This window comes from Bacillus sp. JZ39 (assembly GCF_053903145.1).
Map to the genome: position 1 here is coordinate 1,198,545 of NZ_CP096389.1, position 14,109 is coordinate 1,212,653.

Genomic DNA, 14,109 nt, shown 5'->3' on the forward strand with positions numbered 1-14,109 from the left:
ATCAAAAGAAGGCTGAGTCATCAGCCTTCTTTTATTATTTTTCAACCTGCTGGTAATAAATGCTCGCAAGAATGACAAACGCAACCGTCAAAATGGGGAGGAGCGTTTCAACTGTGTCGTGCTGCGCCATAAAAAGCGACAGCTTTTTGTCTCTGACAATCATTTCTCCGCCAGTATAAGCAAGCAGCCCGCTTCCCGCGTAAATCAGAAGCGGTATTTTCTCTAGTGCAATATGGATGAGTTTGCTGCCCCAAATAATAACCGGAACCGATACACACAAACCTATAACAACGAGAGAAAACTCACCGTGTGATGCTCCCGCAACTGCGATGACGTTGTCCAGCGACATAAAGAGATCTGCAAGCACAATCGTTCGTATCGCTCTCCACAGGGAGGTGCTGCTTTTAATGTGTTTCGTGTCTTTTTTTTCAATCAGCAGCTGATATCCTAAATACAGCAGGAAAATTCCGCCGGCGCACTGCAAGAACGGAATGTTCAAAAGATATACTGCTGCACTTGTTAATCCGATTCTCATGGCAACGGCAATAAATGTTCCGAGAATAATGGCTTGCTGTCTTTGCTTGTCCGGCAAATGTCTGCTGGCCATGGCAATAACAACCGCGTTATCTCCGCCGAGGATCAGGTCAATCCCAACAATGACAAGCAGAGAAATCAGATAGTCATGCTCCATGAAGCGGCACCTCGCTTTCAGTCCTTCGCTTGTACTACTACTATATGAGACAGGTCATATTTTATGATATCAGCCGCCTGATCTGCCGTTTTTTAGGCAAAGGTGCATTTTTATTTCTTTTGTGACTGTTTTATCATAAAATAGAAATACAAAGGAATTCACACTGGCCTTGGTTAAGGTTAAGATGTGGACGGAATGGGTAAAGTGTAGTAAAGTACAATTAATCGGGAGCTTAGATGTCCCTTCAACATCTTATATAGAAGGGAAGGTTGGCAAATGGAAATTGAAAGAATTAACGAGCATACAGTAAAATTTTATATGTCTTACGGAGATATTGAAGATCGCGGTTTTGACAGAGAAGAAATTTGGTATAACCGTGAGCGCAGTGAAGAACTTTTCTGGGAAGTCATGGATGAAGTTCATGAAGAAGAGGAATTCGCTGTGGAAGGCCCACTTTGGATTCAAGTTCAGGCACTGGACAAAGGATTAGAAATCATCGTCACAAAAGCCCAGCTTTCCAAAGACGGACAAAAGCTCGAACTGCCGATTCCTGAGGATAAAAAGCAAGAACCAGCATCTGAGGATCTTGACGCCTTGCTGGATGATTTCCAGAAAGAAGAGCAAGCCGTCAATCAGGAAGAGAAGGAGCAAAAGCTTCAATTTGTCTTGCGATTTGGCGATTTTGAGGATGTTATTTCTCTATCTAATTTGAACGTTAACGGAAGCAAAACGACTTTATATTCGTTTGAGAACCGATATTATTTATATGTAGATTTTTGCAATATGACTGATGAAGAGGTTGAAAATCAGCTAAGCATCCTGCTGGAGTACGCAAATGAATCCTCAATCAGCATACACCGTCTTGAAGAGTACGGCAAGCTGATTATTTCAGAGCATGCTCTAGAAACGATAAAAAAACACTTTGCATCATAGCAAACCGATTTCCTTCCGGAAATCGGTTTTTTTTATGCACGAAAATGCCATTTTAGAGATGTGAAAAATCAAAAACATATAGACAAGCGGAAAATACAGCGAACAGGAGTTGATCATCTTTTCCAGAAAGTATACTTCATCTGGAAAGGAGAGATGACAATTGTTTAGTGCTGTGACTGAAGACGGCCAAATGTTCCACCTTCTAGGCGCTCAGCAAAACCAGAAATTAAAGCAGAGACGGTTCTTCTGTCCGGTATGCGGGGGAGAGCTAGCTGTGAAGCTCGGACTTCAAAAAGCGCCGCATTTTGCCCATAAACAGAACAAATCCTGCTCCATAGACATCGAACCGGAAAGCGCCTACCACTTAGAAGGAAAAAGACAGCTGTATGTATGGCTGAAAACACAACGGGCTTCACCAATATTGGAGCCGTTTATAAGGACAATCAACCAAAGACCGGACGTCATGGCAAGAATCAAGGAGCATATGCTTGCTGTTGAATATCAATGCGCCAATATCGCTCCAGATGTCTTTCAAAAGCGGACAGAGGGCTTCAAACAAGAAGGAATCATCCCGCAGTGGATTATGGGATACAGCCGCTTAAAACGGACTGCTTCGTCCTTTTATCAGCTTTCAGCTTTTCATTGGCAGTTTATCAATGCAAGTCCATACAGAGAACTGATATGTTATTGTCCTGAAAGGCGTTCTTTTCTCCGGCTCAGCCACATCATTCCATTCTACACAAACCATTCTTATTCCTCAGTCCAAACGATCCCTATCCATCGTGCAGGTGCAGGCGATCTTTTTTTCACTGAACCGAAACCCTCAATTCAATATTCAGGCTGGACGAAAGCGATTCACCGTTTTCGCCATAAACCCCATCGGTTTAACTCAAAGGAAATAAATCGCCTTAGGCTGCTGTTTTATGAGAAGCAGCAGACGCCTTTTTCTTTTCTGCCAACTGAAGTGTTTGTTCCTGTTAGAAAAGGGGCAGTTTTTAAGAGTCCGGTTTTTGTGTGGCAAGGGTTTCTTTATTTGTTTATGACGGATCTTGGAGATAAACGTGCGCCAATTCGTTTTTCAGCCGTTTTGCAGCAGTGCAAACTGCACATTTATAATAAGAACATTGCACTCAGGTTTGAATGCAGCGAAGAGTGTCTTTCAGAAGCGGTTAAACAGTATATTGATTTTTTGTGCAAGAAGGGATTTTTAAGGGAGACTCAGAAAGAAGTATATGTGCTGAATCAGCCTGCAGGCGGCATACACTCCATGCAGGATCTCATAGAAAGAGACCGCAGCTGTTTTATAGAATGAGTTTGTCTTATTTGGCTCACCCTAAGACAAAGGTGGTGGGCAGGCTGTGAAAGGCACAAAAGGAAAGGTTTTTCGTGTTTTTACTGCTTTTTTGGCATTCGTTCTCTTCATTACTGCATATGATTTGACAAAAGGCAGTGAAAAACCGGAAGATATTCACAACACAAGTTTATTGAGAAACAGCTGTTTTTTCAATTGGCTTGAATCAAAGAAGACGAGGGGGATCACCATGGCTGAGGAAAAAAAAGCAAACCAACTGCCTGACAGAAGTGAGGTAAAGGCAGAAGACACATGGAGACTTGAGGATATTTTTCCTAGTGATGAGGCCTGGAATAAAGAATTTCAAGCTGTAAAAGAATTAATTCCGAATTTATCTAAGTATAAAGGAAAGCTGGCAGATTCAGCTGATCATTTATACGAGGCTCTTACGTATCAAGATAAAGTGATGGAGCGGCTGGGTAGGCTGTACACATATGCGCATATGCGCTCAGACCAGGATACTGGGAACTCCTTTTACCAGGGGCTGAATGACAAGGCGGGAAACCTGTATACACAGGCCGCAAGCGCGACAGCTTATTTGGTTCCGGAGATTTTATCCATAGAAGAAGACAAACTGCAGCAGTTCATTCTTGAAAAAGAAGAATTAAAGCTGTACTCTCATGCGATTGAGGAGATTACAAAGGAACGTCCGCATGTGCTGAGCGAGAAGGAAGAGGCGCTGCTTGCTGAAGCTTCCGAGGTACTGGGGTCATCTTCAAATACATTCAGCGTGTTAAATAACGCAGATATTACGTTCCCGTCCATTAAAGACGAAGATGGGAATGAAAAACAGATCACTCACGGCAATTTTATTAATTTCTTGGAAAGTGAAAACCGTGAAGTCCGCAAAAATGCGTTTGACGCAGTGTATAAAACGTACGGACAATATAAAAACACAATGGCCACGACGCTAAGCGGCACTGTGAAAAAGGACAACTTCTACGCGAGAGTGAAAAAGTACAAGTCCGCGCGTGAGGCTGCGCTTTCTAACAACAGTATTCCTGAGGAAGTATACGATAACCTTGTTAAGACGATTAATAAGCATTTGCCGCTCCTGCACCGCTATATTGCGCTAAGAAAGAAAGTGCTTGAGCTTGATGAAGTGCATATCTATGACCTGTATACACCGCTTGTGAAAGATGCTGGGATGAAGGTGACATACGAGGAAGCCAAAGATTACATGCTGAAAGGCCTCGCACCTTTAGGGGAAGAATATGCCTCTATCCTAAAAGAAGGACTGGAAAACCGCTGGGTGGACGTTTACGAGAATAAAGGCAAACGCAATGGGGCTTATTCATCAGGAGCTTACGGCACGAATCCGTATATTTTGATGAACTGGCATAATAACGTCAATAATCTCTTTACGCTCGTGCACGAGTTTGGACATTCCGTACACAGCTACTATACGAGAAAGCACCAGCCTTATCCATACGGCAATTATAGTATCTTTGTCGCGGAAGTTGCCTCTACGACAAATGAAGCGCTCCTTGGCGAATATTTGCTGAACAATTTAGAGGATGAAAAACAGCGCTTATATATTCTCAACCATATGCTTGAGGGCTTCAGGGGAACGGTTTTCAGACAAACGATGTTCGCTGAATTTGAACATCTGATCCATACAAAGGCGCAAGAAGGCGAGCCGCTTACACCTGAGCTTCTGACAAATGTCTATTACGACCTGAATAAAAAGTATTTTGGAGACGGCATGGTGATTGATAAGGAAATCGGCCTTGAATGGTCGCGTATTCCGCACTTCTATTACAATTACTATGTGTATCAGTATGCGACAGGGTACAGCGCTGCCCAAGCATTAAGCAGCCAGATTTTGAAGGAAGGAAAGCCGGCGGTTGACCGTTATATTGACTTCCTGAAAGCGGGAAGCTCACAATACCCGATTGATGTCCTGAAAAAAGCGGGTGTTGATATGACGTCTCCAGAGCCAATCGAAGCCGCGTGCAAAATGTTTGAAGAAAAACTTGATGAAATGGAAGAGCTGCTGATGAAAGTCAAGCAGTCTTAAAAAAGTAAGCCTGTGCGGAAATGACGCACAGGCTTTTTTAAAACCCTTTAAAGGTTTTCCGGTGATTCAAGCGGTAGAGGGTAAACAAAATAGACAGAAACAGCAGAGGAGAGGTAATATAAAGCGGCAGCATATGCATCATGCCTAAGATATTCAAGCAGAAAAAAACAGCAATGCACACAATTGAGATCAAAGTAGACATCATGGCGGTCCTCCTCGTCCTTTTTCCTTATAAGGATATGAGTGAATGCACTTCGTTATGTTTTGTGACAAAAATATGAACATTAAGCATAGAGGTTGTCAAAAGTCGACATCTTTTGTTATCATAAGGATGTGAAATTGATCACAAACAAACATTACCCCTTTGTTTGACCGTGAAAAATTTCTCCCATCCCCTTTGTTGTCGTTAAGACATATGAAACCGCGCTTATCCCGGCGCGGTTTCTTTAGTGCTAAAAACAGAACGTATGTTTGGTTCGGGGCGTAAAAAAACAGCCTCAAGCATATGCACGCCTGCGGCTATTTTTCACATGATTGATATTCATCAGAATAAGTGCTGAGAGACTTCCAAAACATTCCGTGTTTGGCTTCCACTTTGGCAACCTTTTTAGCAAACGCCAGTTTTTTCATTTCTTTTTCTACCTCTTCAAGGCTCAGGTCATATACAAGAGCAATTTCCTTCGAGGCAACGAAGCGGAAATATTCAATAAAACATTCTAAAGGCGGTGTTTCCGACGGCTTCGGCTCGTCGCCAAGCATCTCAAATAAAATTTCTTCATATACATCATATGAGTAGCTGCCAGGAACTTTAAGCCCTTCATCCTCATGCTGCGTATTAAAAAACGTCAGTGTCGGATTAACAGAAACATCCATCTCAGCAGCAATTTTCATGTCACATTGAAGCGCCTTGACCGCACTTTGAGAATGCAGATCTTTTTTGAATTCTTCAAGATCGAGACTTGTATTTTCAGCAATCTCCAAAAGCACGTTTTCATCCGTAATATTTTTCTTTGAAACAAATAGGCTCTCCTGCATATTTCTGAGAAATTGCATGCCGGCTTTTCGTCCTTGCAATTCGGCTGCTTTAAAAGCGAGAGCAGCCATATAAGGCGATGAAAGCGGCTGATCCTGTTCGAACCAGACATTGCCGTCACATGACATGCCAGAGCGGCTCGCGATCTTTTCCCATGCTTCTGCGAGAAGATGCTTTTTTCGCTTTTTATTTAAAGCGGTAAGGCTTGCGGAAGCGATAATGCGTAAGGTGAAAAAACGTCCGTATCTGATTTTCAGCTTTTTGATGACGGGCTCTAAGGACCAGCATTCAGGACATAAAGGGTCTACAAACATATAAATTTCAAGCGGTTTTTTTGGATGACCGTGGCAATGGGCGAAGTATAGCTCATGCTGATAGTTTGTCAAGATGATCGATCCTCCGCTTCCGTTTGATTCACCATATGCCTTGCTGTCAACTCCAGCCGGCCAAACAAAAACTCACGAATTTCGCCCTCCAGCCCTACATGGTCCATTGCGTCCTTCATACAGCTGAGCCACGCATCAGCTCTCTCGTTTGTAATTGGAAAGGGAAGATGCCTTGCTCTGAGCATAGGATGGCCGTGCTCCTCAGTATAAAGCGGAGGCCCGCCTAAATACTGAGTTAAGAATTGCTTCTGTTTCCTGGCGGTTTCTGTCAAATCGCTTGGAAAAATCGGCTTCAGCAAAGGATGAGACGCGACACGCTCATAAAAAGTATCAACAAGTTGCGATAGAAGTTCCTCTCCAATCGCTTCATAAGGTGCGTTAAACGATTGTCCCATGTTGACTACTCCTTTAAATATGGCTAATAGGAATCATAAATCCTATTGCAAAAAGTAATTTTCTGTATTTCATTGTTTCATCTAGATTTATTTTAGCAACAAGGCATCATTTCTACAAACAAACTGCCTTTTATGCGTTTGATGACTCATTTCGGCTGACAGCCGGGGTTTGTATTTCATATCATATCACATAAAAATCAGGAATGCGTAAGATTTCACTTCGCAAAAAAACCAGAGGGAAAGAGCACCTCTGGTTACGCGTAATAAGCTGAAGTTATTTTTTTTACATAGTTTTGCGTTTCTTGGAAAGGAGGAATGCCTCCGTATCGGTCAACATTCCCCGGTCCGGCGTTGTAAGCCGCTAATGCCATAGACACATTGCCGTCGTATTTATCCAGCATTTGTTTTAAATATTTCGTTCCGCCCTCCACATTTTGCTGCGGATCAAGCGGATTGGAAACGCCAAGTGAGCTTGCTGTTGACGGCATCAGCTGCATGAGGCCCATCGCACCTGCTCCGCTGACCGCTTTTGCATTAAAGCCTGATTCCTGTTTGATGACGGCGCGGATCAGTTTTTCATCAACGCCATATTTATCAGCGGCTTTTTTAATCGTACTGTCAATAGAAAAGTCTCCCGAACTGATCTGATTTGCTTCATGTTTGTTTGAAGCTGAATCTGCAGCAGCTGTTTCAGTGCTTTCTGCCGCTTTTGTGACTGAACCTGAATTGCTGCTCGTATATGAGTTAAGCCCATACGCTGAAAGCAGTGACGGCGCTGTTGTATTCGCGCTGTTCAGCATGCTGAGCGGGCTTGGCGATGAAGAAGGTGCTGATTGCTGAGATGTCAGACCGTTTGTATATTGGCTGAGCAAAGAGCTAAAACTTGAAAGCGGGCTTTCCGTATTCTGAGTGTCCGAGCTGCTGCGTGCATTAGATATGGACTGTAGTGCCTGAAGCTGAAGTAAAGCTGCCCAATTCGTTACATTCACGATGTCATTCCACCTTATATAGACTTTCGTTTTTCTTCATAAAAACGCAGAATTTTATTTTTGGTTTCGCGCTGAGGAATGCTGAATTGCTGAAGCAGCTTCTCGAAAGCTTTTCTGCCCTCATGCCAATCCGCCGCCTCAAATTCAATTTCATAGTCCTCTTTATTTAAATATCGGCTGTGGTCTAAAACTATTAAGCCTTTTTCTGTTTCTTTTTCCGCACGGTTTGTTGCTAAAGATCCAAAGTATTGAATGGCATCCGTATCGATCTGAAGCTTGTGCAGCTGGTCCTTCACAGGGCCCTCGGGAACTGAAAATCCAGCGAGATCTGATACCTCTGAAAGCTGCTGGTGCGTTTCCAGAAGCCCCACATCAGCCGGCTCCTTTAATGTAAGGACATACTTTCCGTTTTTTCTGCGGATACGAAGCGCAGCTTGTTTTTGTTTCAGCGCGAAGCTGTCTGTATCAAAATAATGATTCTTTTGATCTGTAAAATCTTTTTCTGTCAGCTGGAGTGCCGCTGCTATGTTTTTGAATTCTTGTTTGGTCAGCATGTTTTTAAATTCGATTTCAATTTCTTGGCTCATAATGCTCTTCCTTTCCGCCCTGTAAATCTTATTTTTACTATTATCTCTTTAGATGTTAGGTTTATCAATATCGAGCTCGATATGATAAAATGAATCTGTACTTTGTTTAAAAAAGGAGATCATTATGCAAAACAGAATCGAAATTTTGAATGCAACATTATCGGATGATCAGCTTCGCCTTGCCTGTCAGACAGAAGGAAACGAAGCGAAACGCAAGCCGTCAGGTCAAATGCTTGTTGATTCTGACCACTTTGCTTTTGTATACATACTTGAATTAGCTGATTCTTTTGAATATGTCATTATAAAGGAACATGTATGGCCAGAACTGAAGCAGGCCCATGCACAAAAAACACCGGTTGTTTTAGAGGCAGGAGACCAAACAATTGAACTGGCAGGCCTGCATGAGGAGCTGGAATATCTTTTAGAAAATATAAAAGATAATGCAAACTATGGAGAAGAAATGGAAGAAAAAGTGAAACGCGTGTTTTTATAGAAACTGGTTCGGAATTGGGGGATGTATGATGGATGACAAACAATGGGAGCGTTTTTTAGTGCCGTATCGCCAGGCTGTCGAAGAGTTGAAAGTGAAGCTCAAGGGGATCCGCACACTATATGAATACGAGGACGACCATTCACCGATCGAATTTGTGACCGGACGCGTCAAGCCTGTGGCCAGCATACTTGAAAAAGCGAGACGGAAAAGCATACCGCTGCATGAAATTGAAACCATGCAGGACATTGCTGGCCTTAGAATCATGTGCCAATTTGTCGATGACATCCAAATCGTAAAAGAGATGCTTTTTGCCAGAAAAGATTTCACCGTTGTGGATCAGAGGGATTATATTGCGGAACATAAAGAGAGCGGATACCGATCATACCATCTTGTTGTGCTGTACCCTTTGCAGACGGTATCCGGAGAAAAGCATGTTCTCGTAGAAATACAGATCCGTACACTGGCGATGAATTTTTGGGCGACCATTGAGCATTCATTGAATTATAAATACAGCGGAAACATTCCTGAAAAAGTAAAACTAAGGCTTCAGCGCGCTTCTGAAGCGGCTTCCCGGCTTGATGAAGAGATGTCGGAGATCAGGGGTGAAGTACAGGAAGCTCAAGCTGCCTTTTCAAGAAAGAAAAAAGGAAGCGAGCAACAATAGGTAAAGGGGAAGAAGAGCATGAAATTTGCCGTATCATCAAAAGGAGATCAAGTTTCTGATACGCTGAAAAGCAAAATACAGGCGTATTTATTGGATTTTGATATGGAACTGGATGAAAATGAACCGGAAATCGTTATTTCAGTCGGAGGCGACGGAACGCTTTTGTATGCTTTTCACAGATACAGCGACCGCTTGGACAAAACAGCATTTGTCGGCGTTCACACAGGTCATCTGGGTTTTTATGCCGACTGGGTTCCTCATGAAATTGAAAAACTTGTTCTTGCCATCGCGAAAACGCCGTATCATACAGTCGAATATCCGCTTCTCGAAGTCATTGTGACCTATCACGAAAACGAGCGGGAAGAAAGATACTTAGCTTTGAATGAATGTACGATTAAAAGCATCGAAGGAAGCCTTGTTGCTGATGTGGAAATCAAAGGGCAGCTCTTTGAAACCTTCCGGGGCGACGGCCTCTGCCTGTCAACTCCATCAGGCAGCACAGCCTACAATAAGGCGCTGGGCGGAGCGATTATCCATCCGTCTATCAGGGCGATCCAGCTTGCGGAAATGGCTTCAATTAATAACCGCGTGTTCCGTACGGTGGGGTCACCTCTGCTTCTCCCATCCCATCATGATTGCATGATTAAGCCGAGAAACGAAGTTGACTTTCAAGTGACGATTGACCACTTAACCCTTCTCCATAAGGATGTAAAGTCGATCCGCTGCCAAGTTGCATCCGAAAAAGTGCGGTTTGCGAGATTCCGTCCGTTTCCATTTTGGAAAAGAGTCCAGGATTCGTTTATTGGAAAAGGTGAATAGAAAGAGGACATATCGTGGAGCATTTTTTTATCAGAAAGAACATTACTTCCGCTGAGGACGGGATGACTGTAAAGGAATATGCCAGTGAACTGGGAATTTCAAAACGTCTGCTGACCGATATTAAGTTTGGCGGGGGCGACCTGCAGATTAACGGTGAGCATGTGACGGTCAAATACGTTTTGAAAGAGGGAGATCTTCTTATCGTGAAGTTTCCTGAGGAGCAGGTGAGCGAGACGCTGTTGGCAGAGCCTGTTCCGCTCGATATCCTTTATGAGGATGAACATGTGCTTGTGATAAACAAGCAGCCGTATGTGTCATCAATCCCTTCGAGAGAGCACCCCTCCGGCAGCATTGCCAATGGAATTATTGATCATTATCAAACAACCGGAGTGAGGGCGACAGTTCATCTTGTCACCCGGTTAGACCGGGATACATCAGGTGTCATGCTTGTTGCCAAGCATCGATTTGCCCACTCCATTTTATCGTCTGCGCAAAAAAACGGCCTTGTGAAACGCCGGTATGCGGCAGTGGTTCACGGGCGGATGGCACAGATGGAGGGAACAGTCGATGCTCCGATTGGCAGACATCCTGACAGTATAATTGAACGGACGGTAACGCCAGACGGCCAGAAGGCTGTTACGCATTTTTACGTCACATGTGCAAATGACGATATGACCTCGGTGACGTTGCAGCTTGAGACTGGACGAACCCATCAAATTCGTGTTCATATGAGTTATCTCGGGCACCCGTTGTGCGGCGATACACTGTACGGCGGAACGAGACAGGAAATTGGCCGGCAGGCTCTGCACAGCGAGCATCTTTCGTTTATCCATCCGCTGACACAGGAGAACATGACGTTTCATGCTCCACTGCCTCAGGATATGAGAAAACTGATAAAAGGAGAGAATCATTGATTCTCTCCTTTTTTATATGGGGCGAAATCTTGATTCGTCGTAAGGCAGGGAGCTTGGAACAGAGACGGTTTCTATTTCTGGAAAGCGAAAGCCTGTCAGTTGATTTCCGAACACGCAGCCTGTATCAATGTTGATGGTGCGATTGACCTTCCGAGGCTCTTTCACAGGTGTATGACCGTATACCACCCAAGCCTTTCCGTTATAGGCTGCCGCCCAATCACGTCTGACGGGTCTGCCGTCCGGATATGTTTCACCCGTCACGTCACCGTAAAGCACAAAGTCCTTCACTCTCCGGGTATATTTGCCGATATCGTCAGCTCTTATGCCAGCATGGGCGACAACTAATTCTCCATTATGTAAGATGTCGTAAAGCGGCGCTGTTTCGTACAGCTTCATAAACTGTTCGCTGACTGATTTTCTCTCATCTTTAGAAAGTTCCTCAAGCTCTGCCGCTGTTGTTTCGAGACCATGCATCACTTTTACCGGATTTCCTTTTAAGTAACGATATAATTTATTGCAATGGTTTCCCGGGACATAACGCACAGCGCCTTTTTCGTAAGCGCCGGCTACAAATCGGATGACCTCTATCGATTTGGGCCCTCTGTCAGTTAAATCTCCGGCAAAAACAAGCACCCTGCCTTCTTCATGGATAGGTACTCCATTTTTGATTGTATAGCCAAGCTTTTGGATTAATGCAGTCATTTCGTCATAGCAGCCATGAATATCGCTGATGATATCGTAAGCCATGCGGTATCCTCCTTACCGATTGTTTTATTTATTATGAAGCAAAGTGTTGTGAGTCATCACAAGCTTTTATGTGCAAATTATAGAAGAAGAATCATTTTCTAAACAGGATTAAGACCTTATCACTTTATTTTTCATCATCACCCTTGTTAAAATCGCGTTATGTTTTTTAAAAATGAGGTTTTGTTCTCTGAGTGAGAACTAGCATAACCCTGACTTAAAAAGGAGGTTCTGATTATGGCGCATACATCTGTCGCATCTTTAGTTGTTGTACTTATCGTTGCATTTTTGACACCCATCCTTTTGCATCGGTTTAAACTCAGCATCCCGGTTGTTGTTGCTGAAATCATTATGGGGCTGATTATTGGGAAAAGCGGCCTTAATTTAGTTGTGGAGGGTGACACCTGGCTCCAGACACTCTCTATGCTCGGATTTATCTTTTTAATGTTTTTAAGCGGGCTTGAAATTGATTTTTCGTCGTTTGAGAAAGGAAAGAAAAAGCAGTTCCTGCCGAATGGCAAGGAAGCGCCGAATACGTTTGCTGCGGCATCTGTTATTTTCGTCGGTATTTTTATTTTATCATTGCTCTTGTCCTATGGGTTCGTCTTGGCCGGATTTATCCAAAATGCATTTTTGATGACCCTGATTATTTCAACGATTTCATTAGGCGTTGTCGTTCCAACATTAAAAGAAGAACGGATCATGAATTCGAATATCGGGCAGATTATTTTACTTGTTGCTGTCATTGCTGATTTGGCCACGATGATTCTTCTTGCTGTTTTTTCTTCTTTATACGGAGAGGACAGCGGAAACATGTGGCTCCTGATGATTCTGTTTGCGGCCGGAGTGGTGCTTTACTTTTTCGGCCGGGTCTTCAAACATCGCTCTTTTGTTCAATCCATGTCAAAAGGGACGATCCAGATCGGGACGCGTGCCATTTTTACGTTAATTATTGTACTCGTTGCCCTGTCTGAATCACTTGGGGCGGAAAATATTCTCGGCGCTTTCTTAGCGGGGGTTCTTGTTTCCCTGCTTTCGCCAAACAAAGAACTTGTTCAGCAGCTGGACTCATTCGGTTATGGGTTCTTAATACCGATTTTCTTCGTGATGGTCGGTGTGAAGCTTGATATTTGGACTCTTTTCCAGGATAAAACAATTTTAATCATGATTCCGCTCCTGCTGCTGGCGCTGTTAGTCAGCAAAATCATTCCTGTCATGTACTTAAAGAAGTGGTATGATAACCGAACCATTTTCGCGTCTGGTTTCCTGCTGACATCAACGCTTTCGCTCGTGATTGCCGCTGCAACAATCGGCCAGCAGCTTCACGTGATCAGTGCAAATATGTCAGGAGCGCTAATTTTAGTAGCTGTCATTGCAAGTATTTTTACGCCGATCTGTTTTAAAAAATTATACAAACGGGAAGAGCAGCCGGAGGAGAAAAAGATGATTACGTTCATTGGCGCCAATCAAATGACTTTGCCTGTTACACTTGAATTGCCAGAGGAAGAGTATGACGTGCGTGTTGTACACGTCTACCAAGAGAATGCGGAGGAAAAGCTGTCAGAATCAGTGTTTGCTGTTGAAACAATTTCTGACTATGAACACGAGACGCTTGAATCACTCGGCATTTTTGAAACGGATATTCTCGTTGTGGCGACCGGGAAAGAAGATATGAATGCAGACATTGCATTACTTGCAAAAGAAAAAGGCACAGAAAGAGTCATTGCAAGCGTAGGATCACCGGAGCATGAAGCAGCTTTGAAGGAGCAGGGAATCAGCATCTTTTCTATTCTGCTGTCGACAAAAACGCTGCTTCGCGCACTGATAGAAGCGCCTGGCGTCATGAAGCTGCTCACGAACCAAGAGTCTTCGCTGTATCAAATTAATATGGAGAACAGTAAATATGATGGTGTCATTTTACGGGAATTCCCTTTAACAGGCGACGTCATCTTTGTCAGGATTTTCAGAGGTGTGGACAGCATTGTTCCTCATGGGGATACTAGGCTGAAATTGGGAGATCGCTTAATTGTCACCGGATCTCGGGGGTACGTAACGGATCTTAAGAAAACATTGGAAGGATAAATCTTGAC

17 protein-coding genes are annotated in these 14,109 nt (G+C 43.5%); 9 read left to right on the forward strand and 8 right to left on the reverse strand.

The window, feature by feature from the left end:
- Positions 1-34: 34 nt before the first annotated feature.
- Entirely contained in the window at positions 35-691 is a 657-nt protein-coding gene (locus tag M1D65_RS06200) for a TerC family protein (RefSeq protein ID WP_038828809.1), read from the reverse strand.
- 169 nt (positions 692-860) lie between these two features.
- Here M1D65_RS06200 and M1D65_RS06205 point away from each other — a divergent pair, with 169 nt between their 5' ends.
- Entirely contained in the window at positions 861-1,001 is a 141-nt protein-coding gene (locus tag M1D65_RS06205) for a hypothetical protein (RefSeq protein ID WP_119122854.1), read from the forward strand.
- Complete coding sequence (gene mecA / locus M1D65_RS06210; protein ID WP_003232942.1) at positions 968-1,624, forward strand: adaptor protein MecA; 657 nt, start codon at positions 968-970, stop codon at positions 1,622-1,624. The genes M1D65_RS06205 and mecA overlap by 34 nt, the downstream gene beginning before the upstream one ends.
- Here mecA and M1D65_RS06215 read toward each other — a convergent pair.
- On the reverse strand, positions 1,619-1,741 hold the full coding sequence (locus M1D65_RS06215; RefSeq protein WP_021479547.1) for a hypothetical protein: 123 nt from the start codon (positions 1,739-1,741) through the stop codon (positions 1,619-1,621). The two genes, mecA and M1D65_RS06215, sit on opposite strands and share 6 nt — an antisense overlap.
- A 73-nt stretch (positions 1,742-1,814) precedes the next feature.
- Here M1D65_RS06215 and coiA point away from each other — a divergent pair, with 73 nt between their 5' ends.
- Together coiA and pepF are read left to right on the forward strand one after the other, a co-directional pair.
- Complete coding sequence (coiA, locus tag M1D65_RS06220; RefSeq protein WP_249853162.1) at positions 1,815-2,936, forward strand: competence protein CoiA; 1,122 nt, start codon at positions 1,815-1,817, stop codon at positions 2,934-2,936.
- 229 nt (positions 2,937-3,165) lie between these two features.
- Positions 3,166-4,995, forward strand: a complete 1,830-nt coding sequence (gene pepF / locus M1D65_RS06225; RefSeq protein WP_003245178.1) for an oligoendopeptidase F — start codon at positions 3,166-3,168, stop codon at positions 4,993-4,995.
- 37 nt (positions 4,996-5,032) lie between these two features.
- Here the strand turns inward: pepF and M1D65_RS06230 are convergent, their stop codons facing one another.
- The 5 genes from M1D65_RS06230 to M1D65_RS06250 all read right to left on the reverse strand — a co-directional run bounded on the left by M1D65_RS06230 (position 5,033) and on the right by M1D65_RS06250 (position 8,385).
- Positions 5,033-5,200, reverse strand: coding sequence for a hypothetical protein (locus tag M1D65_RS06230; RefSeq protein ID WP_003244944.1), 168 nt, complete (start codon positions 5,198-5,200; stop codon positions 5,033-5,035).
- Between the two features lie 314 nt (positions 5,201-5,514).
- Positions 5,515-6,414: a protease adaptor protein SpxH gene (gene spxH / locus M1D65_RS06235; protein WP_003245184.1), complete on the reverse strand. Its 900-nt coding sequence runs from the start codon at positions 6,412-6,414 to the stop codon at positions 5,515-5,517.
- Positions 6,411-6,809 (reverse strand): globin domain-containing protein, encoded by a 399-nt coding sequence (locus M1D65_RS06240; protein WP_003232928.1) that lies wholly within the window; start codon positions 6,807-6,809, stop codon positions 6,411-6,413. The genes spxH and M1D65_RS06240 overlap by 4 nt, the downstream gene beginning before the upstream one ends.
- Positions 6,810-7,063: 254 nt before the next feature.
- Positions 7,064-7,798: a bifunctional muramidase/murein lytic transglycosylase gene (cwlQ, locus tag M1D65_RS06245; protein WP_064671238.1), complete on the reverse strand. Its 735-nt coding sequence runs from the start codon at positions 7,796-7,798 to the stop codon at positions 7,064-7,066.
- 14 nt (positions 7,799-7,812) lie between these two features.
- Entirely contained in the window at positions 7,813-8,385 is a 573-nt protein-coding gene (locus tag M1D65_RS06250) for a CYTH domain-containing protein (RefSeq protein ID WP_014479452.1), read from the reverse strand.
- A 124-nt stretch (positions 8,386-8,509) separates the two neighbouring features.
- Here M1D65_RS06250 and M1D65_RS06255 point away from each other — a divergent pair, with 124 nt between their 5' ends.
- Genes M1D65_RS06255 through M1D65_RS06270 form a run of 4 tightly spaced genes read left to right on the forward strand, consistent with a single transcriptional unit; the run spans position 8,510 to position 11,275 of the window.
- Positions 8,510-8,878 carry a UPF0738 family protein gene (locus M1D65_RS06255; RefSeq protein ID WP_038828801.1) on the forward strand — a complete coding sequence of 123 codons (369 nt, stop codon included), beginning with the start codon at positions 8,510-8,512 and terminating at the stop codon, positions 8,876-8,878.
- Between the two features lie 28 nt (positions 8,879-8,906).
- The gene (yjbM, locus tag M1D65_RS06260) at positions 8,907-9,542 is read left to right on the forward strand and encodes a GTP diphosphokinase (protein ID WP_003245294.1); all 636 of its coding nucleotides are present in this window, start codon (positions 8,907-8,909) and stop codon (positions 9,540-9,542) included.
- Between the two features lie 18 nt (positions 9,543-9,560).
- Complete coding sequence (locus M1D65_RS06265) at positions 9,561-10,361, forward strand: NAD kinase (RefSeq protein ID WP_003232918.1); 801 nt, start codon at positions 9,561-9,563, stop codon at positions 10,359-10,361.
- A 14-nt stretch (positions 10,362-10,375) separates the two neighbouring features.
- Entirely contained in the window at positions 10,376-11,275 is a 900-nt protein-coding gene (locus M1D65_RS06270; protein WP_021479542.1) for an RluA family pseudouridine synthase, read from the forward strand.
- A 12-nt stretch (positions 11,276-11,287) separates the two neighbouring features.
- Here M1D65_RS06270 and prpE read toward each other — a convergent pair whose 3' ends face one another.
- Positions 11,288-12,022, reverse strand: a complete 735-nt coding sequence (gene prpE / locus M1D65_RS06275; protein WP_077670622.1) for a bis(5'-nucleosyl)-tetraphosphatase PrpE — start codon at positions 12,020-12,022, stop codon at positions 11,288-11,290.
- A 234-nt stretch (positions 12,023-12,256) separates the two neighbouring features.
- Between prpE and M1D65_RS06280 the strand changes: the two genes are divergently transcribed.
- Positions 12,257-14,101 (forward strand): monovalent cation:proton antiporter family protein, encoded by a 1,845-nt coding sequence (locus tag M1D65_RS06280; RefSeq protein ID WP_120027976.1) that lies wholly within the window; start codon positions 12,257-12,259, stop codon positions 14,099-14,101.
- Positions 14,102-14,109 lie beyond the last annotated feature (8 nt).

Excerpts from the sequence above, each read along its gene's own strand:
- M1D65_RS06200 (WP_038828809.1), bottom strand. The coding sequence starts at position 691 with ATGGAGCATGACTATCTGATTTCTCTGCTTGTCATTGTTGGGATTGAC.
- mecA (WP_003232942.1), top strand. The coding sequence starts at position 968 with ATGGAAATTGAAAGAATTAACGAGCATACAGTAAAATTTTATATGTCT.
- M1D65_RS06215 (WP_021479547.1), bottom strand. The coding sequence starts at position 1,741 with ATGATCAACTCCTGTTCGCTGTATTTTCCGCTTGTCTATATGTTTTTG.
- coiA (WP_249853162.1), top strand. The coding sequence starts at position 1,815 with ATGTTCCACCTTCTAGGCGCTCAGCAAAACCAGAAATTAAAGCAGAGA.
- pepF (WP_003245178.1), top strand. The coding sequence starts at position 3,166 with ATGGCTGAGGAAAAAAAAGCAAACCAACTGCCTGACAGAAGTGAGGTA.
- M1D65_RS06230 (WP_003244944.1), bottom strand. The coding sequence starts at position 5,200 with ATGATGTCTACTTTGATCTCAATTGTGTGCATTGCTGTTTTTTTCTGC.
- M1D65_RS06240 (WP_003232928.1), bottom strand. The coding sequence starts at position 6,809 with ATGGGACAATCGTTTAACGCACCTTATGAAGCGATTGGAGAGGAACTT.
- M1D65_RS06250 (WP_014479452.1), bottom strand. The coding sequence starts at position 8,385 with ATGAGCCAAGAAATTGAAATCGAATTTAAAAACATGCTGACCAAACAA.
- M1D65_RS06255 (WP_038828801.1), top strand. The coding sequence starts at position 8,510 with ATGCAAAACAGAATCGAAATTTTGAATGCAACATTATCGGATGATCAG.
- yjbM (WP_003245294.1), top strand. The coding sequence starts at position 8,907 with ATGGATGACAAACAATGGGAGCGTTTTTTAGTGCCGTATCGCCAGGCT.
- M1D65_RS06265 (WP_003232918.1), top strand. The coding sequence starts at position 9,561 with ATGAAATTTGCCGTATCATCAAAAGGAGATCAAGTTTCTGATACGCTG.
- prpE (WP_077670622.1), bottom strand. The coding sequence starts at position 12,022 with ATGGCTTACGATATCATCAGCGATATTCATGGCTGCTATGACGAAATG.
- M1D65_RS06280 (WP_120027976.1), top strand. The coding sequence starts at position 12,257 with ATGGCGCATACATCTGTCGCATCTTTAGTTGTTGTACTTATCGTTGCA.